This is a genomic window from Amycolatopsis bullii (genome assembly GCF_014654205.1).
Lineage (GTDB): Bacteria > Actinomycetota > Actinomycetes > Mycobacteriales > Pseudonocardiaceae > Amycolatopsis > Amycolatopsis plumensis.
In genome coordinates, this window is the sequence record NZ_BNAW01000008.1 from 177,681 (window position 1) to 197,552 (window position 19,872).

General features: G+C 68.7%; 15 protein-coding genes and 1 pseudogene. 14 read left to right on the forward strand and 2 right to left on the reverse strand.

What is annotated here, in order from left to right; translation table 11 throughout:
- The first annotated feature begins 687 nt into the window (after positions 1 to 687).
- Positions 688 to 3,036, forward strand: coding sequence for an ATP-binding protein (locus tag IE317_RS13560; RefSeq protein ID WP_191309864.1), 2,349 nt, complete (start codon positions 688 to 690; stop codon positions 3,034 to 3,036).
- Here IE317_RS13560 and IE317_RS13565 read toward each other — a convergent pair.
- Positions 2,990 to 4,225 carry a cytochrome P450 gene (locus IE317_RS13565; protein WP_191309865.1) on the reverse strand — a complete coding sequence of 412 codons (1,236 nt, stop codon included), beginning with the start codon at positions 4,223 to 4,225 and terminating at the stop codon, positions 2,990 to 2,992. The genes IE317_RS13560 and IE317_RS13565 overlap by 47 nt on opposite strands.
- Before the next feature lie 250 nt (positions 4,226 to 4,475).
- Here IE317_RS13565 and IE317_RS13570 point away from each other — a divergent pair, with 250 nt between their 5' ends.
- Positions 4,476 to 4,952, forward strand: a complete 477-nt coding sequence (locus IE317_RS13570; RefSeq protein ID WP_191309866.1) for a hypothetical protein — start codon at positions 4,476 to 4,478, stop codon at positions 4,950 to 4,952.
- Positions 4,945 to 6,168, forward strand: coding sequence for a hypothetical protein (locus IE317_RS13575; RefSeq protein ID WP_191309867.1), 1,224 nt, complete (start codon positions 4,945 to 4,947; stop codon positions 6,166 to 6,168). The genes IE317_RS13570 and IE317_RS13575 overlap by 8 nt, the downstream gene beginning before the upstream one ends.
- A 10-nt stretch (positions 6,169 to 6,178) precedes the next feature.
- Here the strand turns inward: IE317_RS13575 and IE317_RS13580 are convergent, their stop codons facing one another.
- Entirely contained in the window at positions 6,179 to 6,835 is a 657-nt protein-coding gene (locus tag IE317_RS13580; RefSeq protein ID WP_191309868.1) for a hypothetical protein, read from the reverse strand.
- A 239-nt stretch (positions 6,836 to 7,074) separates the two neighbouring features.
- On the opposite strand from IE317_RS13580, the gene IE317_RS13585 reads away from it, so the two are divergent.
- The 11 genes and pseudogenes from IE317_RS13585 to IE317_RS44545 all read left to right on the forward strand — a co-directional run.
- Entirely contained in the window at positions 7,075 to 7,998 is a 924-nt protein-coding gene (locus tag IE317_RS13585) for a hypothetical protein (RefSeq protein WP_191309869.1), read from the forward strand.
- Between the two features lie 92 nt (positions 7,999 to 8,090).
- Positions 8,091 to 8,381, forward strand: coding sequence for a hypothetical protein (locus tag IE317_RS13590; RefSeq protein ID WP_229902694.1), 291 nt, complete (start codon positions 8,091 to 8,093; stop codon positions 8,379 to 8,381).
- Between the two features lie 3 nt (positions 8,382 to 8,384).
- Entirely contained in the window at positions 8,385 to 9,200 is an 816-nt protein-coding gene (locus IE317_RS13595; protein ID WP_229902695.1) for a hypothetical protein, read from the forward strand.
- A gap of 11 nt (positions 9,201 to 9,211) precedes the next feature.
- Positions 9,212 to 10,624, forward strand: a complete 1,413-nt coding sequence (locus IE317_RS13600; protein WP_191309870.1) for a hypothetical protein — start codon at positions 9,212 to 9,214, stop codon at positions 10,622 to 10,624.
- Entirely contained in the window at positions 10,621 to 12,129 is a 1,509-nt protein-coding gene (locus IE317_RS13605; RefSeq protein WP_191309871.1) for an SCO6880 family protein, read from the forward strand. The genes IE317_RS13600 and IE317_RS13605 overlap by 4 nt, the downstream gene beginning before the upstream one ends.
- Positions 12,126 to 13,664, forward strand: a complete 1,539-nt coding sequence (locus IE317_RS13610; protein ID WP_229902696.1) for an ATP-binding protein — start codon at positions 12,126 to 12,128, stop codon at positions 13,662 to 13,664. The genes IE317_RS13605 and IE317_RS13610 overlap by 4 nt, the downstream gene beginning before the upstream one ends.
- On the forward strand, positions 13,661 to 14,788 hold the full coding sequence (locus IE317_RS13615; protein ID WP_229902697.1) for a C40 family peptidase: 1,128 nt from the start codon (positions 13,661 to 13,663) through the stop codon (positions 14,786 to 14,788). The genes IE317_RS13610 and IE317_RS13615 overlap by 4 nt, the downstream gene beginning before the upstream one ends.
- Before the next feature lie 45 nt (positions 14,789 to 14,833).
- Positions 14,834 to 16,309, forward strand: coding sequence for a type IV secretory system conjugative DNA transfer family protein (locus IE317_RS13620; RefSeq protein ID WP_229902698.1), 1,476 nt, complete (start codon positions 14,834 to 14,836; stop codon positions 16,307 to 16,309).
- Between the two features lie 17 nt (positions 16,310 to 16,326).
- Positions 16,327 to 16,689, forward strand: a complete 363-nt coding sequence (locus tag IE317_RS44540) for a TraG/TraD/VirD4 family protein (protein WP_229902700.1) — start codon at positions 16,327 to 16,329, stop codon at positions 16,687 to 16,689.
- Positions 16,686 to 17,360 (forward strand): hypothetical protein, encoded by a 675-nt coding sequence (locus IE317_RS13625; protein WP_191309873.1) that lies wholly within the window; start codon positions 16,686 to 16,688, stop codon positions 17,358 to 17,360. The genes IE317_RS44540 and IE317_RS13625 overlap by 4 nt, the downstream gene beginning before the upstream one ends.
- Positions 17,361 to 18,190: 830 nt before the next feature.
- A pseudogene (locus IE317_RS44545) lies at positions 18,191 to 19,872 on the forward strand (RHS repeat-associated core domain-containing protein); the annotation flags it as partial.

Here is a 19,872-nt window from a genome sequence, read left to right on the forward strand (position 1 = left end):
GGCCGTGTGATGCCAGTAGTGGAGTTCACTGATCGAGAAGTCCGAAACACTATCGGACGCGTAAGGTGCGCTACTGTTGAGCTTGCGCTACCGGCGGTCCGCGAGCGATCTGCGTCCGCCATGACGTGGAGGATGGAAACACGAGAATGCCCCTATTGTCGGGCGGACCGTGCTGGATTCCACGCCTCCCCAGGGTGGAGCACTAGTCTGCCTTGCTGAGGAGAACAGTAACCGGCCCTGCAAGAAAGTGCAAACAGTTGTGGTGGTCTTGTCGGAAAACCGTTTCGGATATGCCGCCTGCGCTGCGAGGCGTTGCGGGAAGTAGTCGTATGAGTTCGTAGCGTTAAGGGTGTCCTGGTGTGTACTTGCTGCTGGCAACCCGGTCGCCAGTCTTGGTGTGTTCCGGTTTCTGTCGGATGAGTGAAACGGTCGTTCGCGGTCTGGCGTTCCTTCTGTGCTGGCAGTGTGTTGACAATTAACCCGATCGGGTGCTTGCTTGTTAAGCAGTCGATCTTCGCAGGCCACAGGTGGTACGACATCTGCCACGGAGGGTGCCACGAGCCGAGTGAGCGCCGTCCGCCGATCGGGCGGACGGGGTGCGCTGGCGTGAGGAGGGGACAGTGCAGGACATCGATAGCCGGGCAAAACCCGCGGTCGGCGCAGGCTGGCGTCACCGCATCCATTGCGGTGGATAAGCGCATTCGCAGACCAGCCGGACAACCGCCCGCTGGTGTTCACCTGACGGCGTTCTTCGGGCGATCCCGTGAACTGGCCGAGGTGTGCGGTCGGCTGAACGCCGGCGACCGCGCGGTGACACTGACCGGATCACCCGGCGTCGGGAAGACGCGATTAGCGGGCGAACTGCTCGTGCATATGAATGAGCACTTCGACACATCGGTGTTCATTCGCCTCGCCGAACTCGGCGCGCAGGCCGACATGCCGGATGCCGAGCGGCGAATCTGCAACTTGCTGATCGCAGCCTTGCGTATCTCGCATCATCAGCCGAACGTCGACCCCGTGGACGTTCTGATCGAGCATGTCCGTAACCGGCGCGTGCTGATCGTGCTGGACAACTGCGAGCAAGTGCTGGATGCGGCTGCCGAGCTGGTCAACCGGATCATCACCGAGACCGTCATGGTGCAGGTGATCGCCACCAGTCGCGCCTACCTGGATGTCCAGGGAGAGCACCGGGTGCACCTGGGGCCCTTGTCGACCCCCGCCGAGGGCACCGATCGCGCGGCGGCCGAACACAGTGACGCGGTGCAGCTGCTGTCCGACCGCGCCGCTGCAGCCGGACGGCCACTGACCGAACGGGACGACTGGCAGGCCATCGTCGACCTGGTCCGCTGGTCGTCAGGTATTCCGCTGGTGTTGGAACTCATCGCGGCCCAGTTTGGCCGGGGGCGAGCGCCGGCAGTGGTCCTCGATCGCCTGCAAGGCGGCGCGTCGCTGAAGTACGGTCCCGGTGCGCGTGGGGTGCCCTCGCATCATCTCGCGCTCGACATCGCGATCACCGAGTCCTGGGACCTGTGTTCGCCGCAGCAGCAACGGGTCTGGGCGCGGCTGACCGTTTTCACCGGTGGGTTCACTCTCGACGCTTCCGAACAGGTCTGCGCCGATGAGTTGATCGACCAGGGCGAGATCCTGGAGACCTTGGATCATCTGGTGCGGCACTCGATTATCGAAGGCGCCTCCGCCGATGGGCGCTACCGCCAGCACACGTTCCTGCGTGAGTACGGCCGGCGCAGGTTGCGCATCTTCGGCGAATTGGACGAGATCAGCGAACGACTGTGCCGCTGGATTGCCGGGCTGGTCCGGCAGGCGGCCGAGCAGTGGCTCGGGCCGGAGGAGGTCCGATGGCTGGACCTGGTCAACGCTGAATCCCGGAACATCACGGCAGCGGTGGCATGGTGCTCCGACAACGGCCTGATCGAGCGGGGCTTGGCGATCATGGTGGATGTGCTGCTCACGCGGGCGCCGTTCTTCTTCGCCACCGAGATCCAGGTGTGCCGCCAGGTCGAGGAGCTGCTGAGCGAAGGCCCTGTGGTGGCCTCAGATGTGCGGATCTCGGCGCTGGCGATGGCCGGCTGGGTCTGGATCGCCCTCGGCGAACAATCCCGAGGGAAGAACCTCCTGGACGAATGCGTGCGCCTGGCGCGCGAAGCGGGCAAGGACGACGCTCCGGCAGTCCAGCTCGTCGAGGGCACCTACGAAACACTGGCTCTCGGGCAGCGCAGCGGCTTCGCGAAGCTGGCGGCTGCCAGCGCCGGTTTCCGCGCCGTGGGCGCCGATGGCATGGCCTTCATGGCTGACCTATTCCACGCCATGACGGCGGGGCTACTCGGGCCGGCGGACGAGGCGGACCGGATGTCGCAACGCTGCGTGGCCGAGGCCCGCCGCCGCGGCGCCGAGTGGGCGCTGACGTGGGCGGAGTGGACGCGTGGCTTGCCCGCGTGCTCCGAACCAGTGACCAACAACCCCGAGCCACTGAGGCGCCAGAACGCTCTCGGCGACCTGTGGGGACCGATCTGGTGGGTCGAGAGGAAAGCCTGGGAGCTGGCCAAGGACGGGGACTACGTCGGCGCGGCGCGGCGGATCGGCGGTTCGGACAGCTTGCAGGCCCGCCACGGCGTCCACTACAACGGCCTGGCCAGCTTCAAGTCCCACCGCGGTCGGGCGAAGGCCGAGATCGCTTTGGTGCTCGGCCCGGTGGAGTCGACGGCGGCCTACCTCGAGGGCAGCCTGCTGGACGACGAGCAGATCGTGGCACTCGCGTTCGACGAGGTCGACTCCCCACCGGAGCCGACGTTAACCGAGCGGCAGTGGACGATCACCCGGCTGGTCGCCAGGGGGTTGAAGAATCCGCAGATCGCGACGATCGTGCGGTTCTCCGTACGCACGGTCGAGACCGAGCTGACCACGATCTATGGCCTGGTGGGCGTGGCGGGACGTCGGGAGCTCGCCGAGTGGTACCGCGCCCGCTCGGCGCCTACCGGTGCTCCCATCGCACCGGCAGGCCCGCGACGCCGCGGATGACCCCGAAGGTCCGCCGGACCGCGGCGCCGGGCTGAAGCCGCAAACCGGGCAGGGCGCGCAGCAGTTCGATGAGCATGACCCGCAGCTCGACGCGGGCGAGGTGCCGACCGAGGCAACGGTGCTCGCCGGCACCCCACCCCAGGTGCTGCGGCGCCCCGCGGTCGCGCTCGATGTCGAAGACGTCGCCGTCGTCGAAGACCCGTTCGTCGCGGTTGGCGCTTCCCCACGCCAGCAGCAGCCGGTCACCGCAGGAGAGTGGTACGCCACCGAGCTGGGTATCGGTCATCACGGTCCGTCCGGTGGCGGCGACGGCCGGGTCGTAGCGGACCAGCTCCTCCACGAACGCCTCCAGCGCAATTGAATCGGCGGACACCTGCTGCTGCAGGGCCGGATCGTCGAGCAGATGCAGGATCGCGGTGGCACAGGCGTCGGCGGTGGTCAAGTGTCCGGCCGCGACCATCAGCATGGTCATCTTGACCAGCTCGTCATCGTCGGCGTTCCGGCCGTCCACCTGCGCATTCACCATGACCGAGAGCAGGTCGCCGGTCGGGTGGGTGCGTCGCTGGTGGATCTGCCCGAGGAGGAAGTCGGCATAAGTCCGGCCTGCCTGCTGGGCCTCGGTGAGCGTCTCGGCGCTGTAGAGGGCACGGACGTGCTCGGACAGCCACGCGCGTTCGAGCTCGGCCAGTCCGAGCACCCGCCCGATCACCACCGGCGGCACCTGGCGGGCGTAGGCGCCGACAAGATCCGCAGCGCCGTGCGGGATCAGCTCCTGCAGTACTTCCCGGCACACTGCCCGCACGTACTGAGCTTGCGCAGCCGCGGCTTCCGGAGTGAAGAACGTCTGCAGCTGGCGCCGCCACTGGTGGTGGTGGTCGGTGTCGGTCTCGAATAACGGGGCGACGGCCTCCCGCATCTCGGTGACCACCGCCGCCGCGCCCAGCCCGTCGACGTAGGCACTGAACCGATCCGAGGCACGCGCAGCCTCCCGGATTTCGGCATACCCGGTGACCAGCACGTATCCGTCCAGCTCCCCGCTGCGTGCTACCGGACACCCGCGCCGGATCGCCCCCAGCGTGTCGTAGGCGGTCTCGGCGACGGCCGGATCGAGGTGACTGAACGACCACGCCACATCCGCCGGATCGGTCCCCGACACCTGCGCCGCAGCGCCCCCCGCTTCCAGAACCATACTCACCTGGCTACTGGCCGTGAATGACGCAGGTCAAGAGGGTCCGGCGGTGCATGTGGAAACGAATGTGGACCCCGCAGCGCCGACATGTGGCCCGAATGTGGCACAAAGCGGCGTTGGTTGAGAAACGTGTCCGTCACTATGGCTCCAACGCCCTGAACAGCCGCGATGAAGATCATCGACGGTGGTGGGCGAGCAAGGGGTGCCGGCGGGGGCCGGCTGGAAACGTCGAAGGCACACAGGGGTGAAAGTGAGCACGACCGAGCACGGGGATCAGGAGTTCATCCGGCGCTGCGAAACCATCATCAGCGCCCTGCCGATCCGTCATCCGTTCGAACTGCGGGCCTTCCTGGACGCGCTGGGACAGCAACGGGGCATGTCCGTGATCCTGGGGCGGATGCCGCTGAGGCGCGGCGGGGCCAGCGGGCTGCTGGCGCGCTCGCGTGAGGAGTGCTGGCTGACGGTGGTGGCGAAAGCAGTACCGGCGCACGCCGCGCACATCGCCTTCCACGAGATCGGGCACTGGATCCTCGGCCATCCCGGCAACTACGCCTGCGGCCGCCGCACACGCCCGGACGACCGGTGGGAGGTCGAAGCCGAGCAGTTCGCGTGCTTGCTGCGGGAACACGTGAACGCAGAGGCAGCGCGCCATCGCGATCGGCTGCCGGGCCGGACGGCTTTGCGGGCGGCGTTCGGATCGCGACGGCACCTGTGCGCCGATGCTTGACGCGGTCTCGCTCCTCTGGCTTGGCGCCGCAGCCGCAGGCGTGGGCGAGGCAGTCCGCAAAGCGGTGGTCAACCGGGGCAGCGGCTACGCGCTCAGCCGGCACTTCCTGACCACCGGCATCGCCTGTATGGCGTTGTCGCTGGCCGCCGGAGCGCCGGTGACCTTGGACTGGATCGACCGGCTGACGGGCCTGCACAACGCCGCGGTCGTGGCGCAGAACGTGCTGGCGATGCTGGCGATGGTTTTCACCGCCGGGTTCCTGCACACCCTGGGACAACTACGCCTGCCGATGCCGGCGGTGGTCACGATCTTCGTGGTCTGCGCCGCCGGGATGGTCACCCTGTACGCGGTGGCAGGGGCGCACACGTCCTTCTTCGCCTCGCCCCGGAATCCGGCCTGGCCTTCGCAGCTCTACTCCGCCATCTACTTGGGCTACCTGGTCGGCTGGCTCGCCCTGCTGTTGCTGGGGCTGACCGTGGTGGCCCGCGGGGAGGTCGCCGGGGTGCGCGGCGGCGTCGCCCTGGCCCAGCTGGGGGTCGCGGTGTCGCTGGTCGGTTTGTCCTGGCGGCTCGGTGTCGTGCTGCGGCTGCTGGTCGACCCGCACCATCCGCCCCGTGGGGCTCATTTCGGAGTGTTCACCGACGGCGCTGGCTTGGTGCTGTTCGTCGCCGGGTCGCTGTTCGCCGCGGCGACCCGGCGGCTGTTCGACTGGCTCGACCGGCGCCGCACTCAGCGCCGGGACGCCGCGATCGAGAGCTTGTGGAAGCGCCTGCGGGTGCTGCTCGCCCATCGCCGTCCGCTCCCGCTGAGCCTGATCCAAAAGCTGGTCGAGATCGAAGACGCGCTGCTAGTCGTCGAGCAGCTCATCGACGATCGAATCCGTCGCGCGATACGCGACGAACTGCACACTCTTGCCCTCTACGTCTATGTCCCGCCAGGGGCGGCGACAGCCGTGGACATCGAGATCGCGATCGCTGCCGTTGTCGCGCATCTGTCACACCCGTCCGCCGAGCATTTGTCCGGCGCGGACGGCGAGGACGCCGAGTCCCGGGCATGGTGGCCGGAGACCGAACGCTTGCATGTCGACGACGTGGCCAGGACCCGGTGGCTGGCCGAGGTCGGTGACGCACTGACCCACCGCCGAGTGCAACGGATGGCCGCGAGAATCAGCGCGGCACATCGCAGGCTCGGGGAAGCGGGATTGCCGAGCTGGTAAATCGGCGACGTCAGGAGGCGGGATTGTCGCGGGCGGCGCGGCGGGCTCGCGCGATTTCTTCCACCACCTGCAGCAGCTGTTTGCGGTCGGCTTCGGGGGCATCGCCGATCGAGCTGGTGATGTCGCGTGCGTTGAATCCGACCAAGCCGAGTTCGGTCACCAGTTCATGGGTTTTGCGTGCAATTTCGTCGTCGGGCGGTGCGAAGTCGGTGGCCGGGACGCTGGGGTCGAGCAAGTTCGGGTGGATGCGCCAGAACTCGGCCAACGCCCGGGTGATCGCGGGGCGGCTGTTCTGGCGGATGCCGGTCTTGAAGTTGCGTAGTGCCTGCTCGGCCAGCGGCAAGCCGGTCCGGTCCCGTACCCACTGGGCGATCATCGGGGGCCTTGCGGTGAAGGTCAGGAAGGTCGGGTCGCCTTCAGCGGTGAGCCGGTCGATCGCGTCAGGATCGACGACCGGGTCACCGCGCAGCAAATAGTAGGTCGAGGCGTTATCGAACAGGTAGGCCAACCGCTCGGCGAAGGTGTCCCGGTCCAGCAGCGCGACGGTGAGTTTCTCCTGGTCGGCTGCCCGGCGGCGCGGGATCGGCGAGCGCAGGTCAGCCGAGGGCGCGGCGCCGGGGGCGTCGTCACCGTCGGGGCTCGATCCGTTCTCGGATGCTCGTGCCACGGTCCGCCCCCATCGCGTCTCGACATCGGTAAGCGTGCAGCTCTGTACACCGCCAGCAGGCATTTGACACATCGCAGCTTGCGTCTACTATCGGAGTAAGCACCACGCTTGTTGCGAGTATCTTCGGAACGTCGAGACAAAGCAACCCACGCCACCCCAGTCAGGGGGTTGGAGCACGGTCCCGCTGTGACCGCCGCACCCTTCACCGGCGCACCAACACCGCTGAGGGGAGCCCCGTCATGACCACATCCGACAACTTCCCCGGGGACGTTGACTCCCGTGTGGACTCGACAGACACCGAGGGGCAGCCGGCCACGTCCGCTGAGCAGGCGGTCGAGCTGGTCGACTGGTCGCCGTTCGGCCGGGTCTTACCGGTCTTGGCCGGTTCCCCCGGAGCCGGGGCAACGAGCACCGCTGTCGCGATCGCCGATGCGCTCCAGCTCGCGGGCAGGTCGGTCCTGCTCGTCGACGCCGGCGATCCCGTCCGATCCGGACTCGGACGTGCTGCGCGGGCCGATGGGCCGCGGCGGGACGGGCCCGGCCCAGCGGCAGGCATCCGGTTCTCCCGGCGCGCCCGCGCGATACTTGCCCGCCTCGACGTGCCCGAAACCGGCGTCGAGCCGGTACTGTTCCCCCCGCCGCCGTACTGGCACCCGGGCGGTCTCGGGGTCGACGTGACCGTGGTCGATATCGGCCACGATCCGTGGCGACTAGCGACCGACCCGGCGCTCGGACCAGGACAGTGGCTGCGGGTCGGCAGCCCGTCACCGATTCCCGCGCTGGTGGTACGACCTACGGTTCCCGGGCTCGCGCACGCCGAACAGGTCCTGGCCCGCTTGGAGCCGTGGGTGCGGGCGGCCGCGGTGACTCCGCCGACGCAACTGCTTGTCGTGGGCACGCGCAGTTGGCCGAAGGGTGTGGCCGGTACCGCAGGCCGCCGCACCAGCATCCTGTTACCCGACACGGTGTTCTTTCCCCGCGAGCGTCACCTCGCCGAGCACGGGGTCACCGCCGACGTGACACCGTCGTCGCTTCGCGCGCCCGCCGAGCAGCTGCTCCGGTCCTGGCATGTCCTGCCACAGCAAACACGCCGCCTACGCCTCCCATTACCACGTCGTGCTCACGTTCGTGACGGCCGCGCCGCCGACCAGGACACCGGCTGAGGCCAACCCGCCGCTCAGCTGGCAAGAACCTTGAACGCCCTCCCACTTGACCCGCCTGACGTGACGTCGGGCGGTGCGATGTGGAGGGCGCGATGTCCGCGCACAGTGTCATCGACTGGCTCGTCCAGATCCCGAATCCGACGCCCGTGCAGCCCGAGGTTGGTGGCGACAAGATCCTGGGGCTGCTCAACAACGTCAAGTGGGGCGCAGGGGTCGCGCTCGTCGCCGGGTTCTTCATCGGCCTGATCGTCTGGGTCGGCGGCCGTTGGGTCGATCATCACCGCGCCGGGAAAGTCGGCGTCGTCATGATGCTCTGCGCCATCGCCGGCGCGATTCTCTACGGCATTGGCTGGTCGCTCATTAATTCTTTCGCGGGCAGTTGAGCCATGTTCACCACCACGCCATTCCCACGCGTCCGTACTCGCGGCCGCCGCTGGATCACCATCTCCGTCGTGCTCGTGGCCGCGATCGCGGTCGTCCTCATTGCTCGGCACGCAACAACTCCGCCTGCGCCACCCGCGACAACGCCCCCGCCCGGCGCCGCGCTCACGGCCACACCCACGGCACCGATCGACGAAGCGACCGCGCTGGCCAGCCGTTCCATGCTGACACTGCCGCCGGAGGCGGCTCTGCCGCACGAGCTCACCACCGCCACGGCGGGGCCGCCGATCACCGTTCCGCGACCGGCGCCGATGGCGGACCGCGTGATCTCCGACGGGTTCCCGGCGACTGCGGAAGGAGCGCTTGGCTGGTTGACCGAATTCAACGAGACCGCGCTGCGCGGCGGCGACCCAGCCACCTACGTGCGCGCCTACGACGAGTCCGCGCTCCCACACGCACCCGCGCCACAGGGCAGCGGCCCGCTCGCGCTGCTGACTTCGTTCCGCGACCGCGCTCACCTTCGCCCTGGCGAGCTCAAGCCCGGCCTGACCGTGACTTACGAGGTCACCCAGGGGCTGATCAAGGGAACCGCCGACGCCGGCCGGTTCGCGGTGGTGTGCACGCTCGGGCAGCTGAGCTTCAACTACCAGGGGCAGGCCACAAGCATGGGCATCGGTGACTGCCAGGCCCTGCGCTGGACCGGCACGGCCTGGCGAATCGCCCCGGGCACCCGTGCGGCTTACGCGACCTGCGCATGGCCGGGCAGCGTCGAATCGGTCACCGCCGGCTACCGGCCCCTGCACCGGGAGGGCGTCCGATGAACCCTCTGGACTTGCTGAACAAGCTGGGCGAGCTGGCCGGCGGGGCGATCGGCGCGGTCGCGGGCGGGGTCCTGGAGCCGCTCATGGCAGCCACCTGGGCCGCGGCGTTGTTCATCCTGCGCACCGCGTTCGAGCTGGTCGACCAGTTTTCCATCTTCACCGTGTCCACCACGGACGGACCCGTCTCGGTCTTGTGGCCGATGACGCTGTGGATCTCCGGGGCCATCGCGCTGGGTATGTTCTTCTGGCAGATCATCACCACGGTCGCCCGCGGCGGCCGCGGCTTCCTCCGCCTGATCACCGGCCCCCTCCAGTACGGGATCGCCGTCGCCCTCACCGTCAGCGCGGTCGCGGCATTCCTCGCCGCCGCCGACGGCTTGACCGAAGCTATCCTGTCCACAGGGCTGCGGGTCGGCAACTTCCGCGACGCATTGAACATGACCGGATTCACCGACGCCCTCTCAGACGAGGTCAAAAACGTCGTGCTCGGCTTGGCCGGTGCTTTCGGGGTGATCCCCGCGGGCTTGGGCTTCGCGTTCGAGGCGGTGTTCCGCGAGGCCGCGATCTACATACTGGTTGCCACGATCCCCGTCGCCGCGGCCGGGCTCGTGGCCGATGCGACCGCGCGGTGGTACTGGAAAGTCGTCCGCTGGGGCCTGGTCGCCATCGTCATGAAGCCCGCCCTGGCGTTCGTCGTGGTGCTGGCCGTCGCAATCGTCGGCGGCGCGCAGGGCCTGTCCGGGCTGCTGGCCGGCATCGGGGTGCTGTTCGTCGCACTGTGCGTGCCGCTGGTGCTGTTCAAACTCTGCGCCTTCATCGATCCCAGCGCCGACCCACAAGGAGTGTTCCGCGACAAGCTTTCCGATGCTGGTCTCGACTCCTACGGCGCCAACAGCATCATCGGACGCATAGCCGAGGCGTTCGGAAACAAGGCCCGCCAAGAGCTGAGGGGCAACGGCGCCAACGGCGAAGAAGACGAGGGCGACGGCCAGGAGCAGGCGAACGTCGACCGCTTCGACCAGGCCGCCGCCGAAGACGACTTGTCCATCGCGTCACCCGACTCGTCCATCGGGCCGCCCGACGCGACCGACGACCAGAACGCATCCGGTTCTGCGAACCCGACCGGCGCTGCTTCAGGCGACGCGTCCGCGGTCGAGAAACCCGGCGATGGAGAAGAATCGGGAGCCGACTCGGCTGTCGAGACGATAGTTGCGCCTGTTGCCGAGGCCGGCGGCACCGGTAACACGAGCATGACCGGGCATGTCGGCGACAGCGGTGACGACGAGAATTTGCCACCGCAGGACCCGCCCGACGACCCGGGGCCGCCCACACCACCAGCGCCCAAGCCACCAGGAGGTCCGCCGCCGGATGACGGCGGCGGCGCCGCGGCCGGTGAGGCCGAGGAAGCCGCGGTGCTGCTGTGAGCACCGCGACCCGAATCTACAAAGGACTGTCCCGCAGGGAACATTCGGGCTGGATCATCGGCCTGACGCCCGTCCAGGCGTTCGTGTGCGTGGGGCTGGCCGTGCCGGTGATTCTCGCGCTGGCGGCCGGGCGCTTCGGGCAGGCTCTGGCGCTGGGCGGACTCTGCGGCACGGCGGCGGCGTTGGTGGTGGTCCCGGTGCGCGGTCGTCCGGCGCTGCGGTGGCTCGGCCATCTGTTGCTCTACCGCGCGGGGATCGCGCTGGGCTGGTCGCGGTGGCAGTCGCGTGCCGTCGCCGGTCAGGCCGAGGATCTGGATGAGCCGGATCTCCCCGGCGTGCTGGCCAGGCTCCGGTTCCCCGACGGGCCCCCGCTGCGCGATGTCGGCCGCGTCTGCTTGATCCACGACACCGCCGACGGACGGTGGGGCGCCACCGCCCGCCTGACCCACGCCGGGGTCGGGATGCTCTCGGACGCCCAGTGTGAGCGGCTGGCCAACCGACTGGGCAATCTGCTGCTGTCGATCGGGCACCGTGAGGTCATCGACCGGATGAGCCTGCTGGTACGCACCGTCCCTGACGACGGCGCCGACTATCAAGCCTGGCGCGCCGAACACGACGTCCCCGATGCCCCCGCGCTGGCGCGGCAGACGGCTGAGGAGCTGGATCGGCTGGTCGGGGCGGTGTCGGTCCGGCACGAAGTGTTCGTCACCCTTTCCGGCACCGAAGAGGCCCTCCGGCGACCCGCTGCCGCCGCCGGTGGCGGGGTCGCCGGCCGGGCCGCGGTGCTCTACCGCGTGCTGGACGGGCTCGAGGACAAGCTCAAGTCTCTCGGCGCCACTGGCGTCCAGTGGCTCTCGGGTCCGGAGCTGGCGGGGGCGATCCGCACCGGGTTCAATCCCGCCACCGCCGCTGGTCTCGCCGCGCGCCGCCAGCAGGCCGGCGGCGACGCCGGTGTGCGCTGGGCGACGGCCGGTCCCGTACACGCTCCGGCACCGTCAGTGCGGGCCTACTACCACGACGGGTTCGCCACGGTGTCATTCTCGGTGTTGATGCCGGAGGCCGGGACGGTGTTCGGGGCACTCGGTGGACTGCTGGCGGTTAAGACCGCCGGCGAGCGCCGCAGCCTGGCCATCCACTACGAGACCCTGTCCCAGCACCGGTCCCGCAAGGCCGTGCGCCGTCTGCGGTTCCGCACCGGGGTGGTGCGGGACTGGAAGTCGGCGAAGGGCTTCAATTCCGGTGCCGCTGAAGCCCGGCAGGCGGGCGGCGCCCGCGCGCAGGAACACGCGGTCGCAGCCGGGCACGGAATCGTCCGCTTCGCCGTCGCCGCCGCCGTCACGATCCCGGATACCTGGAACGTCGAGGACCACGCGGCCAAGCTCGAGAACGACATCGCCGGCCGTTTCCAGCTGCTGCGGATGGAACTGGCCCAGGATGCCGGGTTTGTCGCCGCGGTCCTGCCTGTCGGTGTGGGGCTGCCGCGCCTGCGGGGCGGTGCGCTGTGAGCGGCCGCGACGACGAACGGACTGCCGCGGAACTGCTCGCCACCTTCGGGCCCGCAATGGGCACGCGGTCGCCGGAACGTCGGCGTCCGGATGATCGGGCTGCGCGGGTGAACCGGCGGGCGGCACCGCGGCGGGGATTCGCCCGCCCAGGGTACGGGTGGTCGCCAGTGGCAGCGCCGCTGCAGGTCTACCAGGCCGGCACGCACGAGATCGGTGGGTTGTTCCCGTTGCTGGCGGCGAGCCCGCTGCCGGCGGTCGGGGCGCGGATGGGCTACGACGTCCACTCCGGCGGCGCGTTCTACCTGCACCCGGTCGAATTCGTCCTGCGCTCGATCTGCACCAACCCGAACATGGTCCTGTTCGGCGAGCCCGGTAGGGGCAAGTCCTCCACCGTGGTGGCGTTCTTGCTGCGGATGATGCTCACCGGCGTCCGCACGCTGATCTCCGGTGACGTCAAAGGTGAATACACCCCGCTGCTGCACGCGCTCGGGGTCACGCCGATCATGCTCGGTCGCGGCAGCAGCGCCCGCCTCAATGCCCTCGACCTCGGCCCCTTGGCCGCCCGCTGGGACGCGTGGTCGACCGACCGGCAACGCGACGAGCTCGACGGGGTCTTGGGCCGGTGGGTGCAGCTGCTGGTCGCGCTCGCCGAGGCCCAGGGCTACCGACCCACGGTCACCGACGAGGCCGCGCTGTCAGCCGTGCTGCGGCAGCTGCTCGGCGTCCACGACGGCAACAGCCGCCTCAAGCCGATCACCATCCCCGACGTTCACCGGGCGCTGGCCGACCCAGACGAGCAGCTGTGGCGGGAGCTGCGCTTCGCCGACCGCCGCCAATTCCTGGACCACCTCCGGTCGATCACCGACGCGCTGGCCAACCTGATCAGCGGCCCGCTGGCCGGGCTGTTCGACGCCCCGACCAATGTCACCGTCGACTGGGATGCCCCGATCCAGAGCCTGGACCTGTCCCGGCTGCGCACCCGCGGCGACCAGGCGGTCGCTGTCGCGCTGACCTGCCTCGGGTCGTGGTCGTCGCTGGCGACGGATCTGCAGGAGGACGGGGAGCTGCGGATCGTCGTCCGCGACGAGATCTGGCGCCAACTGCGTCTCGGGCTGCGCGCGGTCCAGGCCGTCGACAGCGAACTACGGCTGTCGCGCGCTGAACGCAAGATCCAGGTGCTGATCAGCCACAAGCCCGGCGATTTCCTCTCCGTTGGCGCGACCGGCTCCCAGGAAGTCGCCATCGCCCGCGACCTGCTTGCCCTGTGCTCGATCCGTGTTCTTCTTGGACAGTCGACGAGGGTCGCGAGTGAGTTGGCCGACGTCCTTGCGCTGTCGGACAAGGAACAGCAAGCCACGACCGGATGGGCGAACGACCGGCAGGGCCGGGCGCTGTGGAAGATCGAAAACCGAACTGGGCTCAAGGTTCAGACGGTGCTCAGCCGGATTGAGCGGCAAATCTTCGACACCAACACCCAGCTGATCCGGAAGCCGAATGCACCGGCCCGCAGCGAGGCATCGGTGACACCCTCGTGAAACCCAAGGGGATTCTTGCTGCCGCGGCCGGCGCGCTGGTCGGGCTGGTGATGTTGCCGATCCTCGCGCTGGCGCTCGTCGTCGTGCCGGCCGCGACCGGGACGGTCGTGCAGCTGAGCGGGTGCGAGCAGGGCGGCCCGGGCGGCGGTTCGATCGTGGTCGACCAGCAGCAGCTGGGCGCCGAGGAAATGGATATCGCCCGCACCATCGTCGACGTCGTCCAGCAGCGCCGGCTGCCACGGCGAGCCGCGGTACTCGCGACCGCCACCGCGATGGTCGAGTCCGGGCTGCGCAACCTCGACTACGGCGACCGCGACTCACTCGGAGTCTTCCAGCAACGCCCGAGCCAAGGCTGGGGCACCCGCGAACAGATTCTCAACCCCGTCTACGCCACCGGCAAGTTCCTCGACGCCCTCATCGCCATCCCCGGCTGGAACACCATGGCACCCGGTCGAGCGGAGCAGGCGGTGCAGCACAGCGGCTTCCCAGACCGCTACGCTCCACGCGAACCTGCTGCCGCAGCAATCGCGGATCGCTTCTGGACCGGCCCCGACAACCCCACCCCACTCCCGCCAGCTGGCGGCGGCACCGAAGCCGTGCAGGCGAAGACGTTCTGCCCCGACCAGGGCGACTCCGACGTCCCTCGCGACCCTGGTCAGATCGACCCGACGAAGCTGCCACCCGGATTCACGCTGCCGGACGATGCCCACCAGCGCGCCGCAGTCGGCTTCGCCCTGGACCAGCTCGGCAAACCCTACGTCTGGGGCGCGAAAGGCCCGAACGCCTACGACTGCTCCGGGCTGATGCTCGCTTCCTGGGCCGCCGCCGGCATCGGCATCCCGGCCGGCACGATCAGCCAGGTCCACGCCGGACACGCCGTCTCCTCGGTTCAGGAGGTACAGCCCGGCGATCTGCTGTTCATCCCCGGCTCGCTCGGCAGCGCGCAGGTGCCGCGGCACGTCGGGATGTACGCCGGGCACGGCGTGATCGTCGACGCCTACGACACCGACACCGGCGTCATCCTCGAGCCCCTCTCGTCGTGGACGTCGAAGATCGTCGCGATCCGCCGGGTCGCCGACCCCAGTTTGCCCTCCCCGCCACCGGGAGGCAGCCCACTCCGATGACCGTCGCTGTGGTGCTGCTCTCCCGCTGCCCGGGAGGAGCGGCTCATGCCGCGCACACGCACCGACACCCTCAACCTCGACCGCGACGTCGCCCTGATGAGCCTCGCGATTGCCGCCCTGGCGATCCTCTGCACACTGGGCGCAATCGTCGTCACCGCCGCCGTCCTGGTGACCGGCTTCGCCGCCGGTACATGGTCGGGGCCGCCGATCATCGCGTGGCCGGGCTTCGCGCTCACCGTGGCGTTCCACGCCGCTGACCCCGGTCCGGCGTTGCCGGTCCCGTGGTCGGGCGCGGTCAGCGGACACCAACTGGCGTTCTACACCTGGTTCACCACGATCACCATGCTCATCGCCGGCCTGACCGTCGGCGTCGCGATCCCGGTCTGGCGACGCGTCGCGCCGACCGACGCAGGGCACGCCACCCGCCGCGACATCGCCAAGAACCTGTCGATCGCTGCCGCGCGCAGAACCGCGATGTGGACCCGAGGTGACCTCACCGACCACCAATGCCGGACCGTACCCGTCGAGGAGATTGCGGTCCCGCTGCACCGCGGACCCCGGCGCCAGCAGCTGATGACGTCGCTCGAGACCCCGACCGGCGCGATCGCCCCGACCCGCTCGGGCAAATCAAGGACGGATCTAGTCCACAAGGCCCTCGCCGCCCCGGGAGCCCTGGTCGCGTCAACGACGAAGAACGACCTCGCCGAGTGGTGCCTATTGGCCCGCACCCGCCGCCCGGGAGCAGGACCGGTACTGGTGATCGACGCGACTGGCACCCTGTCCTGGCCGGCGCACGCGCGCTGGTCCCCGGTCACCGGCTGCGCCGACCCTGCCGTCGCGCTGCGGCGCGCGGAGACGCTGATCGAGGCGTCCTCGCTCGGGCTGGAGAACGTCGGCGGCAACGACGCGGTGTTCCGCGGCCGGGCGACCATCGTCATGCAGGCCTACCTGCTGGCCGCCGCCACTCACCACCGAACCGTAAATCACCTCGTACGGTGGTCGATCGCCAAACCCGTCGACCGGGAACCGGTCGAGCTGCTGGAGCAGCAGTATCCGCAGCTGGCGCAGAACCTGGAGTCGGAGATCGGGATGGTCGCCGAGACCTCCGACGCGGTCTGGATGTCGGTCCGCCGGGCGATCGAGCCGTTCATGAACCCCGCCATCCGGTACTTCGCCACCCCGAGCCCGGCCGAGGAACTGAACGTCGACGAGTTCCTGCGCCGCCGCGGCAGCCTATTTATCATCGCCGGGGAACACCAGGCCCCGCAGGCCCGGCCGGTCCTGACCGCGCTGGTCGAGCAGATCCTCACCACCGCTCAGGACACCGCACTACGCCACGAACGCCGCCGGCTGGAGCCACCGACGACCGCGATCTTGGATGAGCTGTTCGCGGGGACGCCGGTCCCGCGACTGCCGGCGATCATCGCCGACTCCGCCGGCCGCGGCGTGCTGACCCACTGGTCCGCGCAATCCCGCTCCCAACTGGACCACTCTACGGCGAACCCGGCCGGCTACAGCTGATCGACAACACCCTCACTCTGACGGCGTTTCCGGGGTTGAAGGACGACAAGACGCTGGAGTGGTTGTCCACGCTGGCCGGGCAGCACCGCCGCCGGACCCATCAGCACCACAGCGACGGGATCTTGAGTGTCGGGCGCGGTGCCAGCGGCGAGGAGACCGTCCCGACACTGCGAGCCGGCGACATCCGCACCCTCGACCGCGGCCGGGTGCTGATCCTGCACGGCAACCTTCGCCCGATCCTCGGCCGCACCGTCGACGTCGAGGAACGGCCGGATTGGCCCCAGCTGCAGGCCGACGTCGCGGTGATCCGCTCCGGTCGTGCCGCGATCACGCCAGACGGCTACCCGTTGACGCTGCCCGACGGGGGCGATTTGCGATGAGCGACGACGACATCGCCGCACGCCCGAGCGACCCCGCTGACAACGACGGGCGGCGGACGGACAAGCAGGAAAGATCGGAGCCGCGGTCGCTGCGCGAACTGGACGAGGTGGTCGCCGGGCTGGAAACGGTGGCCAAGGCCCTGGGGCGCCAGATGGAGAAGCTGTCGGAGGCGCTCGCGGATCTGACCGACGAGCCGGAGAACGACCCACGGATGGCGCGGTGGCTGACGTTCCTGCCCCCGGCAGCCGCCGAGGACAAGGAACATCGCGGGGAAACACCGCTGTTCACACTCGCGCATTTCGTGCAGTACTACAACCAGACCTACGCCGGCAATCCCGGCACCCGCGCGGTCACCATCCCGGACTGCTGGCTGGACCATCCCGGCCTGGTCGCCGAGATCGCCACCCTCGCCTACACCTGGCGCGAAGCCCACCTGGGAAAGAAGGCCACCGCCCGTGATGCGCAGTACTGGCACGATCACTGGCGCCCCGGCTTCGCCGAACGCATGGCCACCGAGTGGGTTCATCAGCGCTGCCGCTCCGACAGACATAAGACTGCTGGAGCACCGGCTCGTCCAGATCGCTTTACACTGGAACATCGTAAACGAGAGGCACAGGCAGTTGCCGAGAGCGGTGGCGCTGAGGCTGAAAGTGTGGATGGCCAGTCGTGATCGCGCATGTGCGTTGCTGGCCTCCGACGTGCGAATTTCGCAGCAGGATCGGTAAATCTCTGTTGATCGTGCTGTATATCGGGTGCGGCGCCAGTGCGAACCGGCTGGCTGAGCGCTTCGGTGTCGTCAACGTTGGATTGGACTGCACGCCGCCGCTGTGGTGTGTGCCGCGCGGCACGGGTGTTCGAGCCCCGGGACTGGGTGCACCACATGGCGGGCCGTACACGTCGTTGATGACGCTACGGCACGCGCTTGGTGCAGTGGGCGGCGTTCAGGCACCTCGGTATCGAGCACCGCGGTCGGCGTGGCGCGGTGGAGTAGGGGCGGACGGACAGACTGCGGCCCGGCTCTTCTTCGTTGGCCCCGTATGTCGACTGATCCAGTTGGTGTCGGCGATTCGGGCTGAACGGAGCAGCATGTGAAATAACCGTTAGGACGTTCGAGTGGTCGAGGCGTCCCCGGTCTGCTCACGGTGATCTGTTGTCATAGTGTCGCTGAGTCTGGTGGCATCCCGCCGCCGGGGTGGAGCCTGGTGGCTCCGAGGGGAGATTCACCTTCTGATGCAACGGAAAACGTTGCGGCACTTTGTGCTGCGCACAATCACGTTCACGTCGGCTGTCGTGCTGGTCGCTGCGGTCCCGGCGACCGCGTCCGCGGCACCGCAGACCGGGCGGGGTGGTGTACCGCTGCCGGTGTCGTGGACACCGCCGGCGAAAGTGAACCGGACACCAACCGGTCTTCAGGCCAACCAGGTCCAGCCCAGATCGACGCCGGCGACGCCGAGATCGACACAGTCACCCCTGGTTGAAACTTGCGCAAGCGGCGCAAAGGTGGGGACACAGCCGTGGTTCCCGATGGACCGCTACCCGATCTCCGACCGCACGGAGCTGTTGGTCAACCGGGCAAATGGCAACGCCGTCATCACCGACCGGGAACTGACGATCAAGGGCACCGGTCTGAACATGTCCTTCGACGCGACCTACAACAGCCGGGACCTCTGGGGCAACGAGCTGAGCAGGTACTGGACGATCTCCGCCGGAGACGACATCAACCTCTGGGTGAGGACGTACGGGGTCATCGTCCGCGACGCGACCGGATACTGCTCGGAATACACCAAAAACGACGACGGCAGCTACACCACACCGGCCGGTTCACACGCGACTTTGACCAAACTCGCCGACGGCTCCTACCACCTGACCCAGGACGGCTCGGGCGAGGTGCAGTCGTTCACGAGCTCCGGGCAGCTGTCGTCCCAGGCCGACCGTAACGGCCACACCATCACCTACCGCTACAACCCCGACTCGTCGCTGGCCTCGATCACCGACACTCAAGGTCGCGTCACCACCCTCACCAGCGACAGCAACGGTCTGCTCCGGACGGTGACCGACCCGACCGGCCAGGTCGCCGCCTCCTACAGCTGGGATCTCCAGCTCTACAAGGTCAACGGGATCACCAACCGCGCCGGCGACAAGATGAGCTTCGGCCTCGACACCGACGGCCGGATCACCACACTGACCACCACCCTGGGGCGGGTGTACACGCTGTCCTACGACGCCAGTGGCCGCGTGACCCAGGTGACCGAGCCGAACTACGACGGCGTCGCCAGTGTCACCGGCTACGCCTACGACTCCGGTACGACCACCGTCACCGACCCCAACGGGCACAAGAGCACCTACACCTTCGACAGCGGCGGCCGGCAGACCAAGGCCACCGACGCGCTCGGGCACTCCCGGGACCAGGCGTGGTCGGCGCACGGTGACGTGAACTCGCTGACCGACGCGACCGGCAACTCGGTCACCTACGACTACGACCCGCTCAACAACCTCAAGGGCGGCAAGCTCCCCACCGGCGCGGCCATGAGCGTGGGCTACACCGACACCGCCCACCCGCACCTGCCCACGCAGGTCGCGGACTTCTCCGGCAACAAGGTGAACAACACCTACGACAACGCGGGCAACGTCACCAAGGTGCACTCCGACGCGCTCAACGCCGACGTCGCGAAATATGAGTACAGCAACGGGCTGGTGACGAAGTCGACCGACGGTAACGGGCATGCAACGACCTACGGCTACGACACGGCCGGAAACCTCACCACAGTGACCCCGCCGCTGCCACTAAAGCCCACCACCTACACCTACGACTCGCTCTCGCGCGTCGCGAGTGTGACCGACGGCAACGGCGTCAAGCTGGTCTACGGCTACGACAAGCTCGACCACGTCGTCTCCGTCGCCAAGGCCGACGGCACCGGCCTGGCCGCCTACACCTACGACAAAACCGGCAACCGCACCGTCGCCCGCACCGCCGGCGCCACTCTCACCAACAGCTACGAACGGCGCCTGCTGACCCGGGTCGTGCGCACCGCCGGCACGAACACCGGCACCGCGACCTACCACTACGACCGCGCGGGCAACGTCACTGCCGTCGATGACCCGACGGGCTGGATCTACTACGGCTACGACGCCGCCGACCGGCTGACCTCGGTCAAGGACCAGGCGAACGCGACCACCACGTA

What these genes read in the sequence shown, in the direction of transcription:
- IE317_RS13590 (WP_229902694.1), top strand. Translation starts at nt 8,091, where the DNA reads ATGTCCGCGCACAGTGTCATCGACTGGCTCGTCCAGATCCCGAATCCG.
- IE317_RS13565 (WP_191309865.1), bottom strand. Translation starts at nt 4,225, where the DNA reads ATGGTTCTGGAAGCGGGGGGCGCTGCGGCGCAGGTGTCGGGGACCGAT.
- IE317_RS13585 (WP_191309869.1), top strand. Translation starts at nt 7,075, where the DNA reads ATGACCACATCCGACAACTTCCCCGGGGACGTTGACTCCCGTGTGGAC.
- IE317_RS13595 (WP_229902695.1), top strand. Translation starts at nt 8,385, where the DNA reads ATGTTCACCACCACGCCATTCCCACGCGTCCGTACTCGCGGCCGCCGC.
- IE317_RS13575 (WP_191309867.1), top strand. Translation starts at nt 4,945, where the DNA reads ATGCTTGACGCGGTCTCGCTCCTCTGGCTTGGCGCCGCAGCCGCAGGC.
- IE317_RS13625 (WP_191309873.1), top strand. Translation starts at nt 16,686, where the DNA reads ATGAGCGACGACGACATCGCCGCACGCCCGAGCGACCCCGCTGACAAC.
- IE317_RS13620 (WP_229902698.1), top strand. Translation starts at nt 14,834, where the DNA reads ATGCCGCGCACACGCACCGACACCCTCAACCTCGACCGCGACGTCGCC.